Source organism: Marivirga lumbricoides (assembly GCF_014636295.1).
Classification (GTDB): Bacteria; Bacteroidota; Bacteroidia; order Cytophagales; family Cyclobacteriaceae; genus Marivirga; species Marivirga lumbricoides.
The window spans coordinates 125,344-150,362 of sequence record NZ_BMEC01000009.1; the positions used below are offsets into that span (position 1 = coordinate 125,344).

Annotated in this window: 20 protein-coding genes; 13 read left to right on the forward strand and 7 right to left on the reverse strand. The window is 36.0% G+C overall.

The genetic code is table 11. The features are described from left to right. Positions 1 to 163: 163 nt before the first annotated feature. From IEV85_RS14525 to lepA, 4 genes are all read right to left on the reverse strand, one after another. The gene (locus IEV85_RS14525; RefSeq protein ID WP_188464640.1) at positions 164 to 2,032 is read right to left on the reverse strand and encodes an OmpA family protein; all 1,869 of its coding nucleotides are present in this window, start codon (positions 2,030 to 2,032) and stop codon (positions 164 to 166) included. An 80-nt stretch (positions 2,033 to 2,112) separates the two neighbouring features. Beyond that, positions 2,113 to 2,736, reverse strand: a complete 624-nt coding sequence (locus tag IEV85_RS14530; protein WP_188464643.1) for a radical SAM protein — start codon at positions 2,734 to 2,736, stop codon at positions 2,113 to 2,115. Next, complete coding sequence (locus IEV85_RS14535; protein ID WP_188464645.1) at positions 2,729 to 3,613, reverse strand: bifunctional 5,10-methylenetetrahydrofolate dehydrogenase/5,10-methenyltetrahydrofolate cyclohydrolase; 885 nt, start codon at positions 3,611 to 3,613, stop codon at positions 2,729 to 2,731. Before IEV85_RS14535 ends, IEV85_RS14530 begins: the two co-directional genes overlap by 8 nt. A 107-nt stretch (positions 3,614 to 3,720) precedes the next feature. Beyond that, the gene (gene lepA / locus IEV85_RS14540) at positions 3,721 to 5,505 is read right to left on the reverse strand and encodes a translation elongation factor 4 (RefSeq protein WP_188464647.1); all 1,785 of its coding nucleotides are present in this window, start codon (positions 5,503 to 5,505) and stop codon (positions 3,721 to 3,723) included. 244 nt (positions 5,506 to 5,749) lie between these two features. Between lepA and IEV85_RS14545 the strand changes: the two genes are divergently transcribed. From IEV85_RS14545 to rny, 8 genes are all read left to right on the forward strand, one after another. After that, positions 5,750 to 7,249 carry a GH3 auxin-responsive promoter family protein gene (locus IEV85_RS14545; RefSeq protein WP_188464649.1) on the forward strand — a complete coding sequence of 500 codons (1,500 nt, stop codon included), beginning with the start codon at positions 5,750 to 5,752 and terminating at the stop codon, positions 7,247 to 7,249. A gap of 169 nt (positions 7,250 to 7,418) precedes the next feature. Continuing rightward, positions 7,419 to 8,576, forward strand: a complete 1,158-nt coding sequence (locus tag IEV85_RS14550) for a 1-deoxy-D-xylulose-5-phosphate reductoisomerase (protein WP_188464651.1) — start codon at positions 7,419 to 7,421, stop codon at positions 8,574 to 8,576. Further along, the gene (gene rseP, locus IEV85_RS14555; protein ID WP_188464653.1) at positions 8,576 to 9,892 is read left to right on the forward strand and encodes an RIP metalloprotease RseP; all 1,317 of its coding nucleotides are present in this window, start codon (positions 8,576 to 8,578) and stop codon (positions 9,890 to 9,892) included. The genes IEV85_RS14550 and rseP overlap by 1 nt, the downstream gene beginning before the upstream one ends. Positions 9,893 to 9,922: 30 nt before the next feature. Further along, positions 9,923 to 10,540 carry a DUF1684 domain-containing protein gene (locus tag IEV85_RS14560; protein WP_188464655.1) on the forward strand — a complete coding sequence of 206 codons (618 nt, stop codon included), beginning with the start codon at positions 9,923 to 9,925 and terminating at the stop codon, positions 10,538 to 10,540. Positions 10,541 to 10,741: 201 nt separating this feature from the next. Continuing rightward, positions 10,742 to 13,159 carry a phenylalanine--tRNA ligase subunit beta gene (pheT, locus tag IEV85_RS14565; RefSeq protein ID WP_188464657.1) on the forward strand — a complete coding sequence of 806 codons (2,418 nt, stop codon included), beginning with the start codon at positions 10,742 to 10,744 and terminating at the stop codon, positions 13,157 to 13,159. Between the two features lies 1 nt (position 13,160). Continuing rightward, positions 13,161 to 13,457 (forward strand): hypothetical protein, encoded by a 297-nt coding sequence (locus IEV85_RS14570; RefSeq protein ID WP_188464659.1) that lies wholly within the window; start codon positions 13,161 to 13,163, stop codon positions 13,455 to 13,457. Between the two features lie 16 nt (positions 13,458 to 13,473). Further along, positions 13,474 to 13,758, forward strand: coding sequence for a cell division protein ZapA (locus tag IEV85_RS14575; protein WP_188464661.1), 285 nt, complete (start codon positions 13,474 to 13,476; stop codon positions 13,756 to 13,758). Between the two features lie 55 nt (positions 13,759 to 13,813). Beyond that, positions 13,814 to 15,376, forward strand: a complete 1,563-nt coding sequence (gene rny / locus IEV85_RS14580; RefSeq protein WP_188464663.1) for a ribonuclease Y — start codon at positions 13,814 to 13,816, stop codon at positions 15,374 to 15,376. Between the two features lie 193 nt (positions 15,377 to 15,569). Here the strand turns inward: rny and IEV85_RS24890 are convergent, their stop codons facing one another. Further along, positions 15,570 to 15,794, reverse strand: coding sequence for a hypothetical protein (locus tag IEV85_RS24890; RefSeq protein ID WP_229712597.1), 225 nt, complete (start codon positions 15,792 to 15,794; stop codon positions 15,570 to 15,572). Between the two features lie 217 nt (positions 15,795 to 16,011). Between IEV85_RS24890 and IEV85_RS14585 the strand changes: the two genes are divergently transcribed. From IEV85_RS14585 to IEV85_RS14605, 5 genes are all read left to right on the forward strand, one after another. Continuing rightward, positions 16,012 to 19,089, forward strand: a complete 3,078-nt coding sequence (locus tag IEV85_RS14585) for a T9SS type A sorting domain-containing protein (RefSeq protein ID WP_188464665.1) — start codon at positions 16,012 to 16,014, stop codon at positions 19,087 to 19,089. A 124-nt stretch (positions 19,090 to 19,213) separates the two neighbouring features. After that, a complete protein-coding gene (locus tag IEV85_RS14590; protein WP_188464667.1) occupies positions 19,214 to 20,344 on the forward strand; it encodes an ABC transporter substrate-binding protein in 1,131 nt (376 codons plus the stop codon). A 50-nt stretch (positions 20,345 to 20,394) separates the two neighbouring features. Next, positions 20,395 to 21,363, forward strand: a complete 969-nt coding sequence (locus IEV85_RS14595) for an iron chelate uptake ABC transporter family permease subunit (RefSeq protein ID WP_229712604.1) — start codon at positions 20,395 to 20,397, stop codon at positions 21,361 to 21,363. Next, on the forward strand, positions 21,356 to 22,132 hold the full coding sequence (locus IEV85_RS14600; RefSeq protein ID WP_229712598.1) for an ABC transporter ATP-binding protein: 777 nt from the start codon (positions 21,356 to 21,358) through the stop codon (positions 22,130 to 22,132). Before IEV85_RS14595 ends, IEV85_RS14600 begins: the two co-directional genes overlap by 8 nt. A 116-nt stretch (positions 22,133 to 22,248) precedes the next feature. Further along, positions 22,249 to 22,647, forward strand: coding sequence for a hypothetical protein (locus IEV85_RS14605; RefSeq protein WP_188464671.1), 399 nt, complete (start codon positions 22,249 to 22,251; stop codon positions 22,645 to 22,647). On the opposite strand, the gene IEV85_RS14610 is transcribed toward IEV85_RS14605, so the two are convergent. Together IEV85_RS14610 and ettA are read right to left on the reverse strand one after the other, a co-directional pair. After that, on the reverse strand, positions 22,641 to 23,084 hold the full coding sequence (locus IEV85_RS14610) for a Fur family transcriptional regulator (RefSeq protein ID WP_229712599.1): 444 nt from the start codon (positions 23,082 to 23,084) through the stop codon (positions 22,641 to 22,643). The genes IEV85_RS14605 and IEV85_RS14610 overlap by 7 nt on opposite strands. A gap of 167 nt (positions 23,085 to 23,251) precedes the next feature. Beyond that, positions 23,252 to 24,937, reverse strand: coding sequence for an energy-dependent translational throttle protein EttA (gene ettA / locus IEV85_RS14615; protein WP_188464673.1), 1,686 nt, complete (start codon positions 24,935 to 24,937; stop codon positions 23,252 to 23,254). Between the last annotated feature and the right edge of the window lie 82 nt (positions 24,938 to 25,019).

The window sequence follows — 25,019 nt, forward strand, 5'->3', positions numbered from 1 at the left end:
ATTAACAACTAAATGTAATCCCTAAACAAAATAACATCCAAGCAAAACAATATATTTATTTTACTTAAATCACTTCAACCTTATTCCACATATCACAATACTCATAAAATAAACACCTTATGTATTCAACGAAAAATAAAATAAACTTCTAAACCACAACGAGTTATATTATATTTATTCTAACAGTCTTGGCATATCTTCCGTCAGGCTGAGCCTTTTCTCCGTAGCCTTTAGAAGAAATTTGATTTTTTGAGACCCCGACTTTAACCAGTGCTTCATAAACTGCCAGCGCACGCTGTTCAGAGAGCTTTAAATTATAAGCATCGCTACCCTGCTGATCGGTATAGCCCGCTATTTCAATTTTCATAGAGGGGTTTTGCTTTAAGAAATTAGCTACTTTATGAATTTCGTTCTTTGACTTTGCATTCAATTCGTAACTGTCAAATTCAAAATAAATATTATTTAAAGGAATTGACTGCCCTTTATCCAACTTATTTAATTGAAAATCAAGCTGTTGCTGTCTCTCCTCTGATTTAGTAGAAATTTGCTTGGATTCAAACAGGTATCCCTGCTCCTCCACATAAAATGAATAATCAGATTTTCTCGGGATCACAATCTTATACAACCCGCTAACTCTATCACTAAAGGTTTCGTGTACAAGGGTATCTTTTTCAAGGTCATAAATCTGAACTTGAGCTTTTAATGGTTTTTTACTTTTGGCATCTATTACATATCCATATACAAGTCGCACATCATCTGATTTTTTATCCTGCTCGTTAAAATAAAAGATATTGCTAGGTGGATATTTTTCATCACCAGCGACTTCTCTGGACCAATATCTGCTTCCATCAAACTTCTGGTGATAAGAAATTTCATCAGAATAAGTGTTGATAGGATAGCCTAAATTCTCCACCATCCCATTCCCGACTCCCCAGGGAGCTATGTATAGATCGAATCCTCCCATTCCCACTCTTCCATTTGAGCTGAAGTAAATTGTATCGTTAGCCAAAGAAAGAAAAGGTGAAATTTCATCAGCAAAGGTGTTGATATCACCTCCTAAATTCTCAGCTTTAGTCCAAACACCATCTATTTTCCTGGAATAATATAAATCACGTTTTCCATAGCCTCCTTTTCTATTAGAACTAAAGATGAGCAATCTTCCATCTGATGATAAAAATGGCTGTGATTCCCAGGCAGAGGAATTGATATTAGCGCCTAAATTTTCAGGAGTCTGCCATTTACCATCCTCTGAAAAAGAAATATATAAATCACAACTGCCCAGGCCACCTCGCCTATTGCAGCTGGTAAAAACCATCACTCTTCCATCGGCTGATATAGCTGCTGCACCTTCATTATCTGAAGTATTAATAACCGGCACTTCTTCAACTCTTTCAAACTGATCTCCTTTTAATTGAGCCCTGTAGATTCCTTCTTCCAGTTGTGCGGTTCTCTGACCTGTAAAATACAGAAACTCCGAAGGGTAAAGAGTAAAGAAAGGAAAATAAACACTTCTGAAAATATTATTAGACTTAATGGTTCGGATATCATAATTAATTCCACTTTTTTCCTTGAGCTCAGCAAGCGCAAAATCAATAGATTTCAAAATAACTTCGGTTAACTGGACAAATTCCTTATTATATCCTTTTTCAGCATAAATCTTCAATGGATTTTCGGCTACCTCATATTTACCTTTATCAAAGAGCTCTTTCCCCAGCACAAAATAATAATCATGATATTTAGCAGGCCAACTATTGCTTAAGGAAAATGCGAGCTGTAATGCAGGAATCATTTCATTAATGTTGCCTGCACCGTAATACAATGCTGCCTTTTCAAGATAGACCAGATGATTATCGGGTGCTGAATCAACTGCCTTTTTCATATAAGAGATTGCAGCATTCCAATCCCTTTGATAAAGTGCTTCTTTAGATTTCTCTATTAATTTCTCAGTCTTTCTTTTAAAAGATTGGGCATCTATTCCAATTGAATGGAGCAAAAAAATAAAGGGTAGTACGGCAAACAATTTTCTCATCATACCAGCAATTTACTGGATATGATATAATAATAAAAATAGAATTCTTCCTTAAAAGAGAAAGAAAAGATGCTTTATACCTTCTACGGAATATTAAGATACTTATGAGTTTGGAGAGAAATTTGCCATTGAGGATTTTCCTTTACATAATCCACTATCAAAGGAGTCATTTTTTCCTGCTTGCTCCATTCGGGTTGTAAAAGCAGTTTGCAGCCTGAATTGATTTTTGACGCATGTTCTTCCGCCCATTGAAAGTCAGATTGATTGAAGATGATCACTTTTAATTCGTTGGCATGCTGATACCATTCAGGTAAAGGTGCTTTAAATTTCTTAGGAGATAAACAAACCCAGTCCCAGCTACCAGAAAAAGCGTGGGCACCTGATGTTTCCACATTTATCTGAAACCCTTGACTTCTTAAATTAGCTGTAAGGACAGACATATCATACATTAATGGCTCTCCTCCTGTAATTACAGCCAGCTTGGCAGGATGTTTATTAGCTTCCTCTACAATCTTATCAATGGAAGTGACTGGCCACTTATCTGCATTCCATGAATCTTTTACATCGCACCAAACACACCCCACATCACATCCACCTAATCTGATAAAATAAGCAGCACACCCACTGTAAGCGCCTTCACCCTGAATAGTGTAAAAAGCCTCCATTAATGGCAGTTCAATGGCAGGGTTAATAGCTGTTTTATCCATAAATTTCATTTTTGGCAGCCAGCCAGGTATTCATTAATAGGCCAGCCCTTGTCATAGGACCTACCCCGCCTGGAACTGGTGTAATGTGTGAAGCTTTCTCAGCAACAGTTTCAAACAGTACGTCTCCTTTTAAAGCAAATCCGGCTTTCTTAGTGGCATCCGCTACACGAGTAGTACCCACATCAATTACTACAACCCCTTCTTTCACCATATCTGCTGTAATAAGTCCTGGTTTACCCACCGCTACTATTAAAATATCTGCCTGTTTTGTGTAATGTTCCAGGTTTTCGGTAAATCTGTGTGTTAATGTAACAGTAGCATCACCAGGATAATTCGCACTACCCATTAATATTGAAACCGGAGATCCCACAATATGGCTTCTACCAACAACTACACAGTGCTTTCCCCTGGTAGGGATATCATATCTCTTCAATAATTCCATCACTCCATAAGGCGTTGCAGGAATATAAGCAGGAAGATTAGAGGCCATTCTTCCAAAATTTACAGGATGGAAACCATCAACATCTTTCTCGGGCTTTATAGCACTCAAAACTTTATCCACATTTATATGCTTTGGCAGAGGTAGTTGCACTATAAATCCATCAACACGATCATCGTTGTTCAACTTATCAACCTCGTGTAATAATTCTTCTTCTGTAATGGTATCATCAAAAACAAATTTCGAAGACTCAAAACCTACTTCTTCACAATCTTTCACTTTAGCGTTTACATAGGTCTGACTTGCTCCGTCTGTGCCGACCAGAATAGCAGAAAGATGAGGCACTTTCCCTCCTGCTGATTTTAACTGAATTGTTTTATTCTTTAATTCCTCCTTTATTTCAGAGGCTAATTTTTTTCCGTCTAATAGGATTGGCATGTTGGTAAGTGTATTAAGTATTGACTACAAAGTACCGAGTACTAAGTATAAAGATTAAAGTATTAAGTAATGTATGAAAAGTAATATGCATGTGATGAAAGATTACATTAATCAAGTTTAAGGACTGCCATAAAAGCTTCCTGGGGAATTTCCACATTTCCTACCTGACGCATTCTCTTTTTACCCTTCTTCTGCTTTTCCAATAATTTTCTCTTCCGGGTAATATCACCTCCATAACATTTGGCAAGTACGTTTTTTCTTAATGCCTTTACACTTTCTCTGGCAATTACTTTAGTACCAATGGCTGCCTGAACAGCTATTTCAAACTGTTGGCGAGGAATTAACTCTTTTAGCTTCTCACAGAGCTTTTTACCCCATTCGTAAGCTTTATCTCTGTGAACTATAGCTGAGAGTGCATCTACCTTGTCGCCATTCAAAAGAATATCAAGCTTAGATAAATTACTCACTTTGTAGCCAATCAATTCATAATCAAGTGAAGCATAACCTTTCGATATTGTTTTTAGCTTATCAAAGAAATCAAATACTATTTCTGCCAATGGAATCTCAAAAGTAAGCTCAACTCTACTTTGTGTTAAATATACCTGATTTTTAATCTCCCCCCGCTTGTCCATACAAAGCGTAATTACAGGTCCTACAAATTCATCTTTAGTAATGATTTGAGCTCTTATATAGGGTTCTTCCAAATGATCTATATGACCAATATCCGGCAGTTCGGAAGGTGCACTTACCTTTTTCATGGAGTCATCTTTTAAATAGGCATGAAACTGCACAGAAGGCACGGTTGTAATAACCGTCATATCGAATTCACGCTCCAATCTTTCCTGTACAATTTCCATATGTAGCATACCAAGGAAACCACACCTGAAACCGAAACCAAGTGCTGCAGAAGTTTCTGGCTCCCAAACCAGGGAGGCATCATTCAATTGCAGCTTTTCCATGGAAGTTCTTAATTCCTCAAAGTCTGAAGTATCTACAGGATAAATTCCGGCAAAAACCATAGGTTTTACGTTCTCAAAACCTTGAACAGCCTTACCAGGATTATCAGTTTGGGTAATGGTATCCCCAACTTTCACTTCCTTCGCTACTTTTATGCCACTAATAAGGTAACCAACATTTCCTGTACTAATTACTTCTTTAGGCTGCTGCTTTAATTTCAGCACACCTATTTCATCAGCACCATAGCTTTTACCTGTATTAATAAATTTTATATTATCTCCTTTCCTGATTTCACCATTAAAAACCCTGAAGTATACTTCAATTCCTCTGAAAGGATTAAAAACAGAATCAAAAATCATTGCCTGAAGGGGAGCATCTTTATCTCCTTTAGGGGCAGGAACTCTTTGGGCAATAGCTTCTAAAATTTCGTAAATACCAATACCTTCTTTTGCACTAGCATGTAAAATATCTTCCTTTTTACAGCCAATTAATTCAATAATTTGATCAGAAACCTCTTCTATCATTGCACCGGGAAGGTCAATCTTATTAAGCACAGGAATAATTTCTAAATCGTGCTCAATAGCCAAGTATAAATTGGAAATGGTTTGCGCCTGAATACCTTGTGCTGCATCCACTATTAATAAAGCACCTTCACAAGCAGCAATAGACCTTGATACTTCGTAGGAGAAATCTACGTGACCAGGTGTGTCTATTAAATTATATACATATTTCTCTCCATCTAACTCATAATCCATTTGGATTGCATGGCTTTTTATAGTAATTCCACGCTCCCGCTCCAGATCCATGTTATCAAGAAGCTGTTCTTTTTTTTCCCTCTCGGTCACAGTTTTTGTAGCATCCAACAACCTGTCGGCCAGGGTGCTTTTACCATGATCGATATGTGCAATAATGCAAAAATTCCTTATATTCTTCATCTCCATAATCAAAGTGCAAAACTACGTATTAATGTGCAAAGTTTATAATCGTACAATTTTAATTTATTTCCCGTTTTCAGATAGTGTAAAATATTTTCATACAAGCATTTATTAGCTTAATTCAGGCATCAATCATGAAATATTATAGTATAAAGCCACCTTGTTTCGGTCAGCATTTTAACTGGAAATTCAAATGATTTAAATTTACGATAGGGTTCACAATTAATTTTCTAATTTTGTAATTATGGGAATACGTTCAGTTTTAAGTAAGCCTTTGGCAGCATTCATTGTTGGGCAGCAGAATAAATGGGCCGCTCATCCTGCTATTTCGCAGTTAAAAACCTTTAAAAAGATAGTCTCCGCAGCACAAGATACAGCTTTCGGCAAAGATCATGGATTTTCCGATATACAAAATTATGCTGATTTTAAAAGGCAAGTACCTATCCGGGATTATGAAGAACTTAAACCATATATCGATAAAATTTTAAAGGGAGAAAAGGATGTATTATGGCCAGGAAAGCCGGCTTATTTTGCTAAAACAAGTGGAACCACCTCCGGCACTAAATATATCCCCATCACCAGAGAATCTATCCCTAACCATATTAACAGTGCCAAAAATGCCATCTTAAGCTATGTGCATGAAACTGGAAAGAGCAAATTTTTGGATGGAAAGCTCATTTTTCTTTCAGGGGCTCCTACTTTGGACGAAAAAGCAGGCATAAAAACCGGAAGACTTTCAGGAATAGTAAACCATCATGTCCCTGGTTATCTAAGAACCAACCAAATGCCATCTTATAAAACTAATTGCATTGAGGACTGGGAAGAGAAACTAGAACGCATTATAGATGAAACTATTGATCAGGATATGTCGCTCATTTCCGGCATCCCTCCATGGGTGCAAATGTATTTTGATAGAATACAGGCAAGAGTTAACAAACCTATAAAAGATATATTCCCGAATTTTGAAATGTTTATTTATGGTGGAGTAAACTTTGAGCCTTACAAGGCTAAGCTTTTCCAAACCATTGGTAAAAAGGTTGATTCAATAGAAACTTACCCTGCTTCAGAAGGCTTTATCGCTTATCAGGATAGCCAGAAGAAAGAAGGATTGTTGCTTCTGTTAAACAGTGGCATCTTTTTCGAATTTATTCCTGCCGATGAGTATTTTGATACTAATCCTACCAGGCTAATGATTGATGAGGTGGAGATAGGCAAAAATTATGCTTTAATTATTAATAGTAATGCAGGCCTTTGGGGCTATTCAATTGGCGACACAGTAAAATTTGTTTCTAAACAACCTTATAGAATAGTTGTTTCAGGAAGAATTAAGCATTTCATTTCGGCTTTCGGAGAGCATGTTATAGGTGACGAAGTTGAGAAAGCAATGAAGGAAACTTTAACTAAATTTGAAGGTGTTAAAATTACAGAATATACGGTAGCTCCGCAGGTAACTCCCCAGCAAGGTTTACCTTATCATGAATGGTACATTGAGTTTGCTCATGCCCCAATTGACATGGAAGCCTTTGAAAAGGAGCTGGATAAAAATTTGCGAAAGCTGAATACTTATTATGATGATCTTCTAAAAGGAAATATCCTAAGAGTATTAAGAATTAAAAGTTTAAAGCCTCAAGCCTTTATTAATTACATGAGATCTTTAGGTAAATTAGGAGGTCAGAATAAAGTGCCTCGTCTGGCTAATGACAGAAAAATTGCTGAAGCACTTGCTCCTTACTGCAAAGACTGATGGCAACATTTATTCAGACAAATTGGAGAGTAATTATTGCATTAGTACTTAGTACAGCATTTTACTTCTTAGACTATAAAGCAATTTCCTTATGATTATTGGTAGCTGCAGTAGTAATAATCAGCATTGATTATTTAATAAATTAAAAAAGAAGACCAGAACTAATATAGTGAAACAAAAAAAAGCAATAGCCATTTTAGGCTCAACAGGTTCTATTGGCACTCAGGCATTGGAAGTAATAAAAGCCCACCCTGAAAATTTTATTGTTGAGGTACTGAGTGCTCAAAACAATGCTGAATTACTTATTAAACAAGCTCTGGAATTTCAACCCAATGTAGTGGTAATTGGCAATGAGCAATTATACGAGCAAGTCTTTAATGCTTTAAATTCACAAAACATTAAAGTATATTCGGGAGAAAAGTCGCTGGCTCATGTAGTGCAAATGGATACAATTGATCTGGTATTAACAGCATTGGTAGGCTATGCAGGATTAATTCCTACTATTAAAGCCATTGAAAGTGGAAAACATATTGCTTTAGCAAATAAGGAAACACTAGTGGTAGCTGGAGAACTGGTTACAAAACTAGCTGAAGAAAAGGGAGTAAACATCTACCCGGTAGATTCAGAGCACTCTGCAATTTTTCAATGCCTGGTAGGCGAGTTTCATAATCCTATAGAAAAAATTATTTTAACAGCTTCCGGGGGGCCTTTTAGAGGAAAAGATAAGAATTTTCTTTCTTCTGTCACTAAAGCACAAGCCTTAAAACATCCCAACTGGGAAATGGGAGCTAAAATCACAATTGATTCTGCCTCCTTAATGAACAAAGGTCTGGAAGTGATTGAAGCCAAGTGGTTGTTCAACCTAAATCAAAACCAGATTGATGTGGTGGTCCACCCTCAGTCAATCATTCACAGTCTGGTGCAGTTTCAGGATAGCTCAATTAAAGCACAATTAGGCTTACCAGACATGCGCGTTCCTATTATGTATGCACTAAGCTTTCCCGAAAGGTTACCCTCAGATTTTGAGCGGTTTAACTTTTTAGACTACCCTAACCTTACATTTGAACAACCTGATAAAGAAACATTCCGTAACTTAGCGTTGGCATTTACTTCCTTGGAAAGAGCAGGGAATGCCCCTTGTATTTTGAATGCAGCAAATGAAGTGGTAGTTTCTGCTTTTCTGCAGGAGAAAATTTCGTTTTTAGAAATGTCGGATATAATAGCTGATTGCCTGGATAAACTACCTTTTATTCAAAAGCCAAGCCTTGAGGATTACATTTTAACAGACAAAGAAACTAGAATTAAAGCTTTAGAGTTTATAAATTAATGGAAACAATAATAATGATTGCCCAACTACTATTGGGCCTGTCTATTTTAGTAGGATTGCACGAAGCTGGCCACATGTTGGCAGCTAAAGCATTTGGTATGAGAGTGGAACAATATTCAATTGGTTTTCCTCCAAAGATTTTTAAGTTTAAATACGGTGAAACAGAATATTCCTTAGGAGCTATTCCTTTAGGAGGTTTTGTAAAAATTACCGGAATGATAGATGAATCTTTAGATACAAAATCACTCAGCCAGGAACCTGAGCCCTATGAATTTAGAGCTAAACCGGCATGGCAAAGATTAATTGTAATGATGGGTGGTATTATTGTAAACGTAATTACGGGTATTATCATCTTTATTTTCCTGCAGTATGGTTATGGCGAAAATTATATCCCTAAAGATATTGTAATGGAAAATGGCATTTATGCCTATGACTTGGGGAAGGAAATTGGCCTGCAAACCGGTGATAAAATAATTGCTGTAAACGGTCGTGACTACGAACGGGTAGGTGACCTTACAAGTACGGATGTTTTATTAACATCAAACAGCTACTATACTGTACTGCGCGATGGAAAAGAGATTAAAGTACCAATTCCAAATGATTTTATTGAGAGATACTCTGAGAACAATAAGTCTGTAGATTTTTTCGATCCTCTATATGAGTTTAAAATTGACAATGTTGCTCCTCAAAGCAATGCTGATATGGCTGGCCTGCAAAAAGGTGATAAAATAATTGCTGTAGATGGTAAGCCTGTAAAATTCTTCCAATTATTCAGTGAATATCTTGAGTCAAACAAGAACAAAGAAATAAATCTAACGGTGCGAAGGCTGGAGGAGACAAAACAATTAACAGCTCAAGTTACTGAAAAAGGGACATTAGGATTTTATGCTGAACCAGAAATGGAGCTTGCTCATCAAGATTTTACATTTGCAGAAGCCATTCCTAGTGGAACAGCCAAAGCATTTGATGTAGTATGGGTTAATATTAAAGCTTTTGGAAAAATATTCAGAGGCGAAGTTTCTGCTTCCGAATCATTAAGCGGACCAATTGGTATTGCACAAATTTTTGGTGGACAATGGATCTGGCAAAAATTCTGGACAATCACCGGATTACTTTCAATGGTGCTGGCATTTATGAACTTTCTACCCATACCTGCACTAGATGGCGGACATGTTGTTTTTATCACTTATGAGATGATTTCAGGAAGAAAGCCCTCTGATAAATTCTTAGAAAATGCCCAAAAAGTAGGGATGGTTTTATTATTAGGGATAATGGGGTTTGCCATTTTTAACGACATCTGGAAAGCAATTTTTTAACATCCACTTAGTAATTAATTACAGACTTAAATGAAACCAACCAAAATATTAACATATGTAGGTGCACTGGTAGTTATCATCATCTTGATATTTAATATTAACCCTAATTCTTCTGCAACTGTAGAAACAGGCAACTACGCTGAAGAGGTGAAACAACATAGAAGAGAGAAGCATGAGTTCATGGAAAGCCATGAAGCTTCTCCCTTTGTTGAACAGTCTGTTCCTTTTGATAGTCTTAAATACTTTAAAATTGATGAATCTTTTAAAGTAAAAGCTACGGTAGAAGAAATTAAAGATGGAGAAGTACATAGATTAGCAACCAGTGATGGAAAAGAAAAAAATTTCACAGAGGTAGCTATACTTCATTTCGACCTGCAAAAATCTCATCAGGACTTAACACTCCTAAAGTCTCAGGAAACTTCAGATTATTTTCTACCCTTTTATGATGAAACCAGTGCGATTACTACTTACGGATCAGGAAGATACCTTGAAGTAGATTATGCACCGGGAAATTCGAAAATCACTCTGGATTTCAACTATGCCTACAATCCTTATTGTGCTTACACCACTGGCTATAGTTGCCCTGTACCTCCCAAAAAAAATTACATCAATATAGCTGTTAATGCCGGAGAGAAAAATTACGATTAAGCATCCTTAATCATTTCCAATATCAATCATTTCCTTAATTTTGTTTTTTGAATTCAATTAAATTCAAAAATAGAACCATTCTACTCATATTTAAAGGTATTAAGATGGTTCAGAAATAAATATATTGAATAAGCTTACAGCAAGGTTCAATTACATGTACCGACTAATTTCGGCACAACAAATAAAACAGATTCTAAAAACATGAAGGTAGCATTAAACTGGTTAAAGAGATATATTGATATTAACGAAAGTCCTGAGCAACTGGCAGAATTACTCACTAATACAGGTCTGGAAGTAGAAGGTTTTGAAGAAGTAGAAACTGTAAAAGGAGGTTTAAAAGGAGTTGTTATTGGAGAAGTGCTCACTTGTGTTCCTCACCCGAATGCTGACAAGTTAAAAATCACAACCGTAGCTATAGGAGAAGCCGAACCAGTTCAGATAGTCTGTGGAGCTCCGAATGTGGCAGCAGGACAAAAAGTAGTGGTAGCTACAGTAAATACTACTCTTTACCCTAAGCCAGATGAGCCATTTAAAATTAAAAAATCAAAGATCAGGGGTGAAGAATCTTTAGGAATGATCTGTGCTGAAGACGAACTAGGCCTGGGTGTCAGCCATGATGGTATTTTAGTTTTAACTACAGATCTGCCTAACGGAACACCTGCTGCCAAATATTTCAACCTTGAATCAGACACTACTTTCGAAATTGGCTTAACACCTAACAGAGCTGATGCTACTGGTCATATTGGAGTGGCCAGAGATATTAAAGCTGTTACAGGAAATGAAATTTCTTGGCCAGATATTTCTTCTTTTACCACTGACAATAAAGAATTAGAAATAAAAGTAGTAGTTGAAAATAAAGAGGCCTGCCCAAGATACAGCGGTGTAAGTCTTACAGGATTAACTATTAAAGAGTCTCCTGATTGGCTCAAAAATGCATTATTGAGTATTGGTTTAGACCCAATAAACAACGTGGTGGACATTACCAATTTTGTGCTTTACGAGACAGGGCAACCTTTACATGCTTTTGACGCAGCAAAAATTAAAGAAAAAACAGTACGAGTAAAAAACTTAAAGGACGGCACACCTTTTACTACATTAGATGACAAGGAGCGAAAATTAGCTGCTACAGATCTTATAATTTGTGATGGAGATTCAAACCCTATGTGCATTGCAGGTGTATTCGGAGGAAAGGAATCAGGCGTAACTAACAATACTACAAGCATTTTTCTGGAGTCCGCCTATTTTTCAGCAGACAGCATAAGGAAATCATCACAGAAGCATCAACTCAAAACTGACGCTTCCTTTAGATACGAGAGAGGCACCGATCCAAATATTACTGTTTACGCATTAAAAAGGGCTGCTTTGCTAATAAAAGAAGTAGCAGGAGGTAAAGTTAGCAGCGAAGTTGTTGACATCTACCCCACCCCATTAGAGGATAGATCAATTAATGTTAAATATAAAAATATTGACAGATTGATAGGTGTTAAAATTGAACATGAAAGAATTCACCAAATTCTGAGTCTGCTAGATATTAAAACCACCGATAAAGACGACCACATCTTTACAGCAATTGTACCTCCTTACAGGGTGGACGTTACACGTGAGGCCGATGTGATTGAAGAAATAGTTAGAATATACGGATTGAATAATATTGCTATTCCTGAAACACTTTCCAGCAGTTTTCTAGCTAGCTTTCCAGAGGTAGATCCCGGTAAAATGAAAAAAGAAGCCGGCCTATTGCTAAGTGCTAATGGCTTTCAGGAAATAATGACAAATTCCCTTACCAAGGCAAGCTATAGCCAGCAGCTTAAGGAATACGATGAGTCAGAAAATGTTGAAATTTTAAATAAACTGAGTGAGGAGCTTGGCGTAATGCGCCAGGACTTATTATTCACAGGTTTAGAGGTACTCACTCATAATATTAATAGAAAACAGAATAACCTTAAGTTTTATGAATTCGGAAAAGTTTACAAAAAAACTAAGGGCAAATACAAGGAGAAAATGTGCCTTGCACTGTATCTGACGGGTAAAAATGAACCAGAGAATTGGATCAGAAAAAATGAATCAATAAAATTTCATGATTTGTATTCGGCAATTCTGAAAATTTTCAATAAATTTAGTGCGGAAAGTATTGAAAATGAAGATTTTCACAGTGAGGTCTTCGATTATGGCTTGAAGTTAAAAATCAACCAAAAAGTAATAGCTGAACTAGGAAAATTAAGTAAAAAAGCCCTGAAATTGAGCAACATAAAACAGGATGTGTTTTATGCAAATGTAGATTGGGAGGCATTATTGAAGAAGGTAAATACTAATACTGTATTTGAACCTGTTAGTAAATTCCCTGAGGTAACCAGAGATTTATCTTTGGTAATTGATAAACATATTTCTTATCAAACAATTAAATCAATCAGTTTGAAAGAAGCTGGTCATTTACTAACAAACATAGATGTATTTGATGTATATGAAGGAGATAAAATAGACAAAGAGAAAAAAGCTTATGCTTTAACTTTTACACTTCAGGATAAATCAAAAACATTAACAGATAAAATTATTGATAAAACAATGAGTAAACTAATGCAAGCTTTTGAGAAAGAAGCAGGAGCTGTAATTAGAAAATAAAATGAATCAGGAAGGACTACATACTGAATTAAATGCTCTGGAGCGCAAGGTTCAATTGCTTTTGAATGAATATCAAAATGCTAAGAATGAATTGAATATTTTAAAAAGCGAGAATCAGGAGTTGAAGTCTGCACTGAAACAAAGAGATGAACGAATAAAGGACTTTCAAAATCAAGATAAAATTAGTAAGATTGTAGGAAGTATTGGGAAGAGTGAGGAAGAAACTTCTGAAATGAAGGGTAAAATTGACGAATACATTAAAGAAATTGATAAGTGCATTTTACACTTAACAAGATAGATAAAATACCGGTAATATGAGGGAGCTATCCATCAAAATAAAAATTGCTGACAGAGAATACCCTATGACCGTTAAAGCGGACGAAGAAGAGCGTATTAGAAAAGCCGGTAAATTGATTAATGAACGGTTGAAATCGTACAGAGAAAAGTTTGGGATCGATGATAAGCAGGATTTGCTTTCAATGGTGGCTTTTGATGCTTTGATAGACAGACTTAGTGTGGAAGATAACAGACAGGGTGCTGATGAATCGGTTTTAAATAAAATTAAATCTATTAATCATTTAATTAGTCAATCAATATAACCCCCTCTATTTAGAAATAACAACACTGCTTCCCAGCAATATAAATATATATAAAATGGGAACATTATACATTATTATCGCAGGTGTTGCAGGCCTTTTATTAGGCTTCTTCCTGAGTAAAATCGCTCAGAAAAGCCTATTGAATAAATTAGAACAGGAAGCTCAGGATAAAGCGGCTCTTATTGTAAGAGAAGCTGAAATAAGTGCTGAAAATATCAAAAAAGATAAAATGCTTGAGGCAAAAGAGCATTATCTTAAAAAGAAGTCAGAGTTTGAGGAGGAAGTGAGCAGGCGCAAAAACCAAATGATCACTAATGAAAACAAGCTGAAACAAAAGGAACAAACCCTTTCAAAAGAAATAGAGCATTTCAAACGAAAAGAAGCTGAAACGGAAAAGCTCCAGGAAAATCTTGCTGCACAACACGAAATTTTAAGTAAGAGAAAAGAGGAGTTGGAGAAAGTTAAGCAACAACAGGTAAACATACTCGAAAAAGCAGCTAATTTAACAGCTGATGAAGCCAGAGAGCAATTAATAGAAACGCTCAAAGATGAGGCAGAAACAAAAGCTTCATCGCTCATTAAAGATATAATGGAAGAAGCTAAGCTTTCTGCTACAAAGGAAGCTAAGAAGATTGTTATCTCTACTATTCAAAGAACAGCCACAGAGCATGCAGTGGAGAATTGTGTTTCGGTGTTTAACATCGAAAGTGATGATATTAAAGGTAAAATTATTGGTAGAGAAGGCCGTAATATCAGAGCTTTAGAGGCAGCAACAGGGGTTGAAATAATTGTAGATGATACACCCGAAGCTATTATTATTTCAGGCTTTGATCCTGTAAGAAGAGAAATTGCCAGGCTTTCTTTACACCGATTGGTACAGGACGGAAGGATACACCCTGCCAGGATTGAGGAAGTAGTGTCAAAGACCATTAAAAACATTGAAGATGAAATTGTAGAGATTGGTGAAAGAACTGTGATTGATCTCGGTATTCATGGTTTACATCCTGAATTGATCAGAATGGTGGGCCGTCTGAGATTTAGATCTTCTTATGGCCAAAACTTATTACAACACTCTCGTGAAGTAGCTAACATGTGTGCTACGATGGCCTCAGAGCTAGGCTTAAATGCCAAATTAGCAAAAAGAGCTGGCTTATTACATGATATTGGTAAAGTGTGGCCTGATGAACCGGAACAGCCACATGCTATATTAGGGATGGAGTTTGCCAAGAAATTTAAGGAGCATCCGGATGTACTCAATGCAATTGGAGCACACCATGATGAAATTGAAATGACTTCACTCATCTCTCCTATTGTTCAGGCTTGTGATGCCATTTCAGGTGCGAGGCCTGGTGCAAGGCGTGAAATTATGGACAGCTATATTAAACGTTTGAAAGAACTTGAAGAACTGGCCATGAATTTTGAGGGTGTTAATAAATGCTATGCAATACAGGCTGGCCGTGAGTTACGTGTAATGGTAGATGCTGAAAATGTATCTGATAGCAAAGCAGGGCAATTGTCATTTGACATTTCTCAGAAAATAGAAAAGGACATGCAATACCCTGGTCAGATTAAAGTAACAGTGATTAGAGAAATGAGATCAGTATCATTTGCTAAGTAAGAATTATTTATTCGTAATTAATTAAGAGGCTATCCTATTAGGGTAGCTTTTTTTTATCACTTTGTCCACCACAAAATAATTTCACCATCTACAGTTATTTATTAACCTCAGTTCAATTAATAAAATGGCGTCTCCGCTAAGGCGAGGCAGCTATGCCGCAAAATTAAGACTTAATTTTTAAAAAAAGCATAATTTATGCTGCCTGTGCCGACCAATCGGCATATCTCTTGTTATAATACAATGAGATTACGGATACCAATGGGTCTGTACAAGTTAATTTTCTTTTTCCTGAAAAATAGAATCCACATCGTTCGGGACCGAAATAGCTTGTCCCGCCAAAACGGGAGCGCTCTGTAGGGCTTTTAAAGTAATTAAGAATCGACCTCAGGTTATTAGTAATTAAAACTTGCAGATTCATAGCAAGTAATGTAAGAAAACAGATAAGTCTTCTAGAAAAATTATTCTTAAGCAGCTGAGGAACTATTATCTTTAACTCTTAAAATAAATATAAAATATGAAAAAAAATTCTACTATCATTTTTATTCTTTTGCTGTCTTTTTACAGCAAGTGCACAGACAAGTGACAATTCACACTTACAGGAACTTTATCAAAGAAAACCTTACTTAAAACAAAATTTGAATAATAGTTCCACTCACTCTTCTGTAATAAAAAAAGGAAATTACACGCAGGCTAATTCTCAGAATATTGGAGGGTTAACACTTTTAGGTGGTAATGGTAAAAATACTGGAGAATTTATTGTTACAGATGAAAATAACAATACTTACATAATTGGGAGTTTCAGGGTTTCAATGGAATTAGAAGGGCAAACTATTGAAGGTTATGCTGCCAATTCCTATTATCTTGCTAAATACAATAGTACAAATGAACTGGTTTCATTCAAAAACCTAGTAGATTCAGAGGTTGATGCCAGTTTTAAGATTGATGGTTTTTCATTTTTTGATGATGGTTTGCTTTTATTAGGACAAACCAATGATGACCTTATTATTAATGAGAATACCGTCTCTGTTAACGACAGGATTACATTTTTACTAAAATTAAATACGGACGGCACCACCTCTTGGTATAAAGAATACGAATACAGGTTTAGTGGTAATTCCAGAACTAACCTTATTCCATTAGCTCACAATGACACCCATATTTTCACCTGTTTCGAAAATACCACTGTTACAAAACTTAATGCTATCGGAGATATTATTGATTCTTATTACTTACCAACCAATTATGGATTTATTACAACTATACTAGCGAAAACAAATAATTTAGTAGTCGGTGGATATTTTGACAAAACTATCTCAATAGGAGATGTTACCTTGACCTCAAAAAATTTTTACGAAACTTCATTTATAAGCTCTTTAAATATAAATACCTATGAAAGAGAGTGGGCATATCACAATGGCACGCTTTTTCAAGGTGAACCAGGAGACTCTTGGGCACAAAAATTATTTGCAGATCAATCTGGAAATATTTACCTCAAAGGAACTTTCCGAACTCAAATTCAATGGGGAAACGACCAATATCAAGGAATCATGACTTCTGATCAATATATTAGTAAATTTAGCAGCAATGGAGATATAGATACCACCATAGTATTGGCAGGTAGCATTGGTTCAGAAGTAATTCTCAACAATACGCTTTATCTCATAAATGCCAGTATGTATGGAATTGATGGGAACACATCCACTTCTGAAGATAACATAATTGTACTGGATAATGACTATAACTTCAAACGATCAGCAAAATTCCCCACTAGTGAAAAAAACTATCAGGCGACCGAAGCTACTGCTAAAAATGGAGATTTAATATTAACTGGTGATATTGACAATAATTCCGTCCTTTTTACTATCGATACATCAGATTTATCTATTATCAGTGAAAACAAATCTCAATCTGAAAAGAATGGATATTTTACCTTATTAGGTCTGGAATCTATTAACTCTACTGAATATATAGCAGGAAATAAAAATGGCAGCATTCAGCTTTACAATAGCGTATTAGCTGATTCTTCTACAGCAATAATTGCAAGCGTTAAAAATAAAAATGTTGAAAATATAACTTCATTTTATAACGCTACCTTTTCCTATTTTTACCCAAGTACTATGAAAATTAGTAACTTAACCAATAAAATGATTGTTAAAGGAACTGCCCAACCTAATTTTCATATTAACGAAAATCAATATGACATTAACGGGAATTTCCTTGCTCAAATCAATATTGATGGCTCTGTAGACTGGGTTAAAGACTTAAGTAGCTTGGAAGAGCTACATTCATTAACATATGATGACGAAGGTAATATTTATATTTCAGGAAGCACAGAAGATGCTTTCAATGAAAATGGAATAACTATTACTTTAAATGGTTATGCTGATTACTTTGTATTGAAACTTAATAGTTCAGGTGAAATAGTATGGTTCAAAAATTTTGGTTCAATCTATGCAAATTATTATACCTCTGTTATTTCCTATATAAAGGACCAAATTATTTTTAGTGGGGAATATTCCATATCTCAAGAAACAATTATAGAAGGAGATGGGATTTCAGTACCTTTAGGAACACCGGAATTGGGGAACAATATCTTAATCGCTTTTAATAAAGAAGGAGAGGTAAATTGGGCAAAAGGACATGGGAAATCAACAGATAGTGATAATAACTATTGGGCATGTGCTTTAAAGAGTTCTTCTGACGGAGGGTTCTACATGACTGGTTTTTTTGGTGAAAACAATTCATTTGGTGATATAACTTTAGAAAGTCAATACTATTTAAATCATTTTGTTGCAAAATATGATAAAGATGGCAAAGTAATATGGGCCAATCCAATTAGATTAAGTCAATTTGGTTTCAATTATTCCGAGATTGGCACAGATGAAAATAATAACGTTTACATACAAGGGGACTTCCCTGCTGAAATTGAATTTGGAGCTGATACCACACTAATGAGCCAGGGATCCAAATCAGTTTACATTGCTAAATATGGTTCTGCCGGAGAATTTCAAAATGTAAATGTTTTCTCTGGAGATTATTTATATACTAGAGTTATGGATGTAAAAGGGGAAGATAACCTATCCATAGGAGGCACCATTTCTCGTTCATTTAATATTGGAAATGGTTCAGAAAACTCTTACTTAGGCAATTCTTATATAGTAGAGCTATGTACAATTCCTTCAATACCTTCTGTACCCAATGGCTTGACTGAAGTATTTCAGGCAGACACTACTTCTTATATGTCGTCTATTCCCTATTTCAATAATGAACAATGGGTATTGTCTCCTACAGAGGCAGGAGAAATTATATTTGAACAGAATGACTCAATAGCAATAAAGTGGAGCAAAACCTATACTGGAGAAGCAGTAGTGAAGGTAAAACAATTCAATTCCTGTGGAGAAAGTGAGTTCTCTGAAGAATTAGTAATTAATGTTAATAAAGAAGAAGTGACTTCCATAGACAAAAAGCTTAATGAAAATCTTTATTTCTATCCAAACCCGGTAACATCAAATTTAAACTTGGAATGGAATAGAGATATAAATGTAAGAAGTATTCAATTACTTGATCTGACTGGTAGAGAGGTAATCAATATAAAACTATTGTCTAGCTTGGAAACTTATTTAGTTAATATGCAAAATCTCAGTCAAGGTACCTATATATTAAAATTAAGTACTTATTCAGGAGAGATAATTGAAAGAGTCGTGAAAAGATAAACTAAAAGGTATAAAAGCATCAGGAAAAGTGGACACTTTATTATAGTCCGCTTTTCTTATTTTAGAACCAATTATAAGTTACAACATATCCAAAAGCTCTACATTTTCGCTATTTTTGCTGATTATGAAAAGCTTTAGATTTATTCCCGGTTTTCTATTGATAGTATTAGTTGGTTGCTCCAATCAAAAAGAATCTTCAAAAGCACATGATGGAAAAGAGCTTATCCAACACAGTGATAAGCTAAGCATTCAGCAATTTGATGATTATCAAAGAATCACTGTAAACTACTCAAATAATAGTGCTGAAACGCTTACTTACATTTTATATCCGGAAAACACCACTAAACCTCAGGTTGAAGCAGATTTATTTATTACCACTCCCATTAAAGGTATTATATGCTTTTCTACCAGTCAATTACCTGCGCTTGATGTCCTAAATTTAGAAGAGAAGTTATTAGCTTTTCCAGGCACACAGTGGATTTATGATAGCACAATGAGAACCTCTGTAGCAGCAGGAAAAATTAAAGACATTGGACAGAAAAATGGTGTGAATATTGAAAAAATACTCTCTCTTCAACCAGACCTCGTAATGGGCTATGACATGAATAATTCATTTGATAACCTCAAAGCAATTCAGCAGGCAAATATACCTGTAGTAATCAATGTGGACTATCTGGAAAACTCTCCTTTAGGAAGAGCAGAATGGATCAAGTTCATTGCTTCTTTTTTTCAAAAACTAGACGAAGCGGATAGTGTATTTGACACCATTGAAAAAAACTATACAGACCTGAAAGAAATTGCTGAATCTAATAATTCTGAAAAAACTACCGTATTAACCGGGGTAATGTACGGAGATACATGGTATATTCCCGGCGGTAATAGCTATGGAGCAAGGTTTATACAAGATGCAGGAGGAAACTATTTATGGACTGATACTCAAGAAAGTGGCAGTTTGGAAATGAGTTATGAATCAATATTAAATAAGGCACAGAATGCTGATTTGTGGATTGGTGCGGCAAATTTCAAATCCTATGAGGAACTAAAGAACACCAATACAAAATATACGTATTTCGATGCATTTAGAAATAAGAAAATCTACAGCTATACTAAGAGAATGCGAAACTCAGGAGGGAATGATTATCTTGAATCAGGTTACCTAAGACCTGATTTGGTGCTTCAGGATCATATAAAAATAATTCAGCCTGAATTACTTGAAGATAAGCCCTTCACCTATTTTGAACCTTTAGCAGATTGAGCAAAAGAAGAACATACCAATTTTTTGCCGCACTCTCATTTTGTTTGCTGGTGCTGTTAATACTCTCTGTCAGTTTAGGCTCCGTTTATATACGGCCTTCCGAGGTATTGAGTATCCTTATAAATCGGACCTCAGAAGATTCTGCATTCTATCATATTATTTACAACTACCGCATGCCAAAGGCATTTACGGCTGTATTTGCTGGTTCTGCGTTAGGTTTTGCAGGATTACAAATGCAAACGCTTTTTCGAAATCCACTAGCCGGCCCTTTTGTACTTGGCATAAGTTCAGGAGCTAGTTTAGGCGTGGCCTTGCTTGTGCTTTCAGGTATAGGAATCACAGGAATACTAGCTTCGTGGGGCATGGCAATTGCTTCTATTACAGGATCCTCCTTAGTACTTATTCTTGTACTGACAGTCTCATTCAACATCAGGGATAGCATGTCTTTATTGTTAATTGGGCTGATGGTCGGAGCCTTTACATCGGCTGTAGTTAGCGTTTTGCAATATTTTAGTTCTGCTGATAATATTCAAAGTTTCCTCTTCTGGACTTTCGGATCCACAGGCAATTTAAGCTGGCAGGAAATGAAAGTTTTTATTCCGGTAGTAGTGTTGGGTATTGTAATAGGTATTTCGCAAGCAAAACCTTTAAATGCTTTATTAATGGGAGAAAATTATGCTCAAAGCATGGGATTAACTGTTAAGAAAGTCAGAGTAGCATTAGTTATAAGTACCAGTTTGCTTGCCGGAGTAGTCACCGCATTTTGTGGGCCAGTTGCATTTTTAGGGTTAGCCGTTCCCCATGTAGCAAGAATAATTTTCAAAAGTGCAAACCACATGATACTTATTCCTGCCACACTTTTATTAGGCTCAATCCTATTATTGACTTGCGATATTATTGCCCAATTACCCGGCATAGATTTAATTTTACCCATCAATGCAGTAACTTCACTATTTGGGGCTCCTATTGTAATATGGCTAATTGTTAAGAGAAAAAATATAAGCAGGAACTTTGGATAAGAGTACAGAAACTATACTATCCCTTCAGAACCTGAACATTGGCTACGGCAATAAAAAGAAGTTTATCAAGTTGATGGACACTTTGAACCTATCTGTGAACAAAGGTAAAATGATCAGCCTTTTAGGAGCCAATGGGGTAGGTAAAAGCACTTTAATCCGTACTATAGCAAGGCTTCAGCCTCCACTATCCGGTCAGATTTTCTTGCAAGGAAAAGATATTACTACGCTCAGCAATAAAGACATTGCTAAGAGAATCAGCTTAGTCTTGACAGATCCTATACAAGGAGGTAACTTAAGCGTGCTGGAGCTGGTAGAAATGGGGAGGTATCCTCACACCTCGTGGTCTGGAAAATTAAATAAAGTGGATCATGAAAAAGTTGAAAATGCAATTCACCATTGCAGCATTAATTACATAAAAGATGCCAATATTTTCGAAATAAGTGACGGACAACTTCAAAAAGCATTAATTGCCCGAGCATTAGCCCAGGACGGAGAGCTAATGTTGTTAGATGAACCTACTGTTCACTTGGATGCCAACAACAGATACAGCGTGATGCAGCTCTTGAAAAAACTGGTGCAGGAAACCGGAAAATCTGTGATATTAAGTACCCATCAGGTAGAAATGGCTTTGGATTTATCTGATGAACTATGGCTAGCTAACTGCGCTGAAAGCATTATTACAGGGAGTCCCGCGACCTTAGTGGAAGCAAACCATATTTCCAGAATGTTTCCTTATTTATCCGGAAAACATACTATGGGTGAGAAATAGCCGTTGATAAATTTTACTGGCACTTTTCTTTTATCTTGAAAAATAAAAGTAAAGACGAATGTATTTAAAACAGATATTCTGTAATTTTGATTTTGATTGTATTTCAACCAGGTCCCATGCTTCTACTAAAACGAAAAACATTGCTATTCACAGAAGAACTTAACTACTTCAAAGTGGTAAGTAGAGGTGAAAGATGGCATTTTGCAGAGGTAATACAAAATGCCAATAAAATACATCAAGCTATTCAAAAATCACCCTATAAATTGGTATTGCTCGATTATAGAGAAACGTGTTATCATTTACCTCAAAACCAAACTTTTAATCTGGTAAAAGTTTTTGAAATACAACTTAGCAAGTTTAAGGAGGTTAAAATAGCTGTAATAGTAAGTAACAGAAGCAAGGAAATAGGTAGCTTCTGGTCCTCTGTTTGCAGATCAAAAGGATTAGACTGTAATATTTATAATGAAGTAAAAGAAGGTGAAAACTGGCTCGCAAGCCATTTTTCTACTTATTGACAGTCCTTACAAATTCCATTCATTGTATAACTTACACTATTCAGCTGGTAATCATCTGAAAGTTTAACATCTGGAATTTTTACTTCTTGTAAGCAATAGGTCTGGTTACATTCATCACAGATAAAATGCGCATGCTCATCTTTGTGATGATGGCCGGAACAACCTTCCGCACACAATGCGTAACGCATATTACCACTTTTATCAGGAGTTTGATGTAAAATACCATTTTCCTCAAAAGAGTTTAGAGCTCTGTAAAGTGTTACTCTGTCATGGCTCGATTTCACCATCTTTTCCAGATCGTTAACAGATAAAGCATGGTCTTGCTGCATAAAAAGCTGTAAAATTTCCAGACGAATCTGAGTTCTGCGTAAACCGTGGGAGGTTAATAGGTCTTCTGCTAGCTTATGGTTATTCATCACTTTAGTTGCTTTTTTCAAATATCGTTAATTTTTAACAAAACCAAAAGTAATGCAAAATAGTTGCTATTGCTTTGAGTTTTATCCGTTTATTAAATCCCCACCAATTATTAAATTAACAAATTACGCCATAAAAAGGGTAACAATATATTGTCACCCTTTTATGATATTGAATAAATATTAGAAATTTATCTGGTAAGTTTTTTATACTTAATTCTTTTAGGAATAGCATCCTCTCCTAACCTCTTCTTCCTGTTTTCCTCATAATCTGAGAAATTACCTTCAAACCAATATACTTGTGAATCTCCTTCAAAAGCCAGGATATGCGTAGCTACCCTATCAAGAAACCACCTATCGTGACTGATAATTACTGCACAACCTGCAAAATTCTCCAAACCTTCCTCCAAGGCTCTTAAAGTATTTACATCTAAATCGTTAGTTGGCTCATCCAGCAATAATAAGTTAGCTTCCTGCTTAATAGACATTGCCAGATGTACCCTATTTCTTTCTCCTCCTGAAAGTACTCCAACTTTCTTCTCCTGGTCACTTCCAGCAAAGTTAAATTTACTTACGTAGGCACGGGAATTTATTTTGTTATTACCTAACTGAATCCATTCATTACCTTCAGAAATATTTTCCCAAACAGATTTATCAGGATTGAGGTTATGATGCTCCTGGTCAACGTAAGAAAGCTTTACGGTTTCCCCCACTTCGAAACTACCTGAATCCGGTTTTTCTTTACCCGTTATCAGGTTAAACAAGGTAGTTTTACCTGCACCATTGGGACCAATTATACCTACAATACCACCTTGAGGAAGAGAGAAATTCAAATCTTCATACAATAATTTATCACCAAATGCTTTCGAAACATTCTTTGCTTCTATTACTTTGCTTCCCAGTCTTGGGCCGGGCGGAATAAAAAGTTCTAACTTCTGCTCTTTCTGCTTTACCTCCTCACCCAACATTTTTTCATAGGAGGATAAACGCGCTTTAGATTTTGCTTGCCTAGCTTTAGGGGACATATTGGCCCATTCTAGCTCTCTCTGCAACGTCTTCTGACGCTTGGATTCTGTTTTCTCTTCCTGGGCTAATCTTTTTTGCTTTTGATCTAACCAACTTGAGTAATTTCCCTGCCATGGAATACCCTCTCCTCTGTCAAGCTCTAATATCCAACCCGCAACGTTATCAAGAAAATATCTATCGTGAGTAACGGCAATTACAGTTCCTTTATATTGCTGTAAGTGATGCTCCAGCCAATGTACGGATTCTGCATCCAGGTGGTTAGTAGGCTCATCAAGTAATAATACATCGGGTTCCTGCAAAAGCAAACGACAAAGTGCTACTCTTCTCTTTTCACCACCTGAAAGGTTTTTCACAGGAGCATCTGCCGGTGGAGTACGAAGCGCATCCATAGCCTGCTCTAAGCGGCTATCTAATTCCCATGCATTAAAATGATCTAATTTCTCCTGCACCTTTCCCTGCTTCTCAATTAAGTCATTCATCTTATCAGGGTTATCCAGAATTTCAGGATCAGCAAATTTCTCGTTAATCTCCTCAAACTCTTTTAATAAAGCTACAATCTCCGCAACACCCTCTTCTACCACTTCCTTTACCGTTTTATCAGGATCAAGTTGTGGCTCCTGCTCCAGCATACCTACTGAATATTCTTTAGAAGCTACCACTTCACCAAGGTAATCGTTATCAATACCAGCAATTATGCGTAATAAGGATGATTTTCCAGATCCATTCAGACCAAGTACTCCAATTTTAGCTCCATAGAAAAAAGAAAGATAAATGTCCTTTAACACCTGTTTTTTAGGTGGGTAGATTTTAGAAACACCAGACATTGAAAAAATTATTTTATCTTCACTCATATGATTAAGGTTAGTTATTATCAACAATTATAATTCAAATTACGTGAATACCTCCGTAATAACACAATAGGCATGCGGGTAT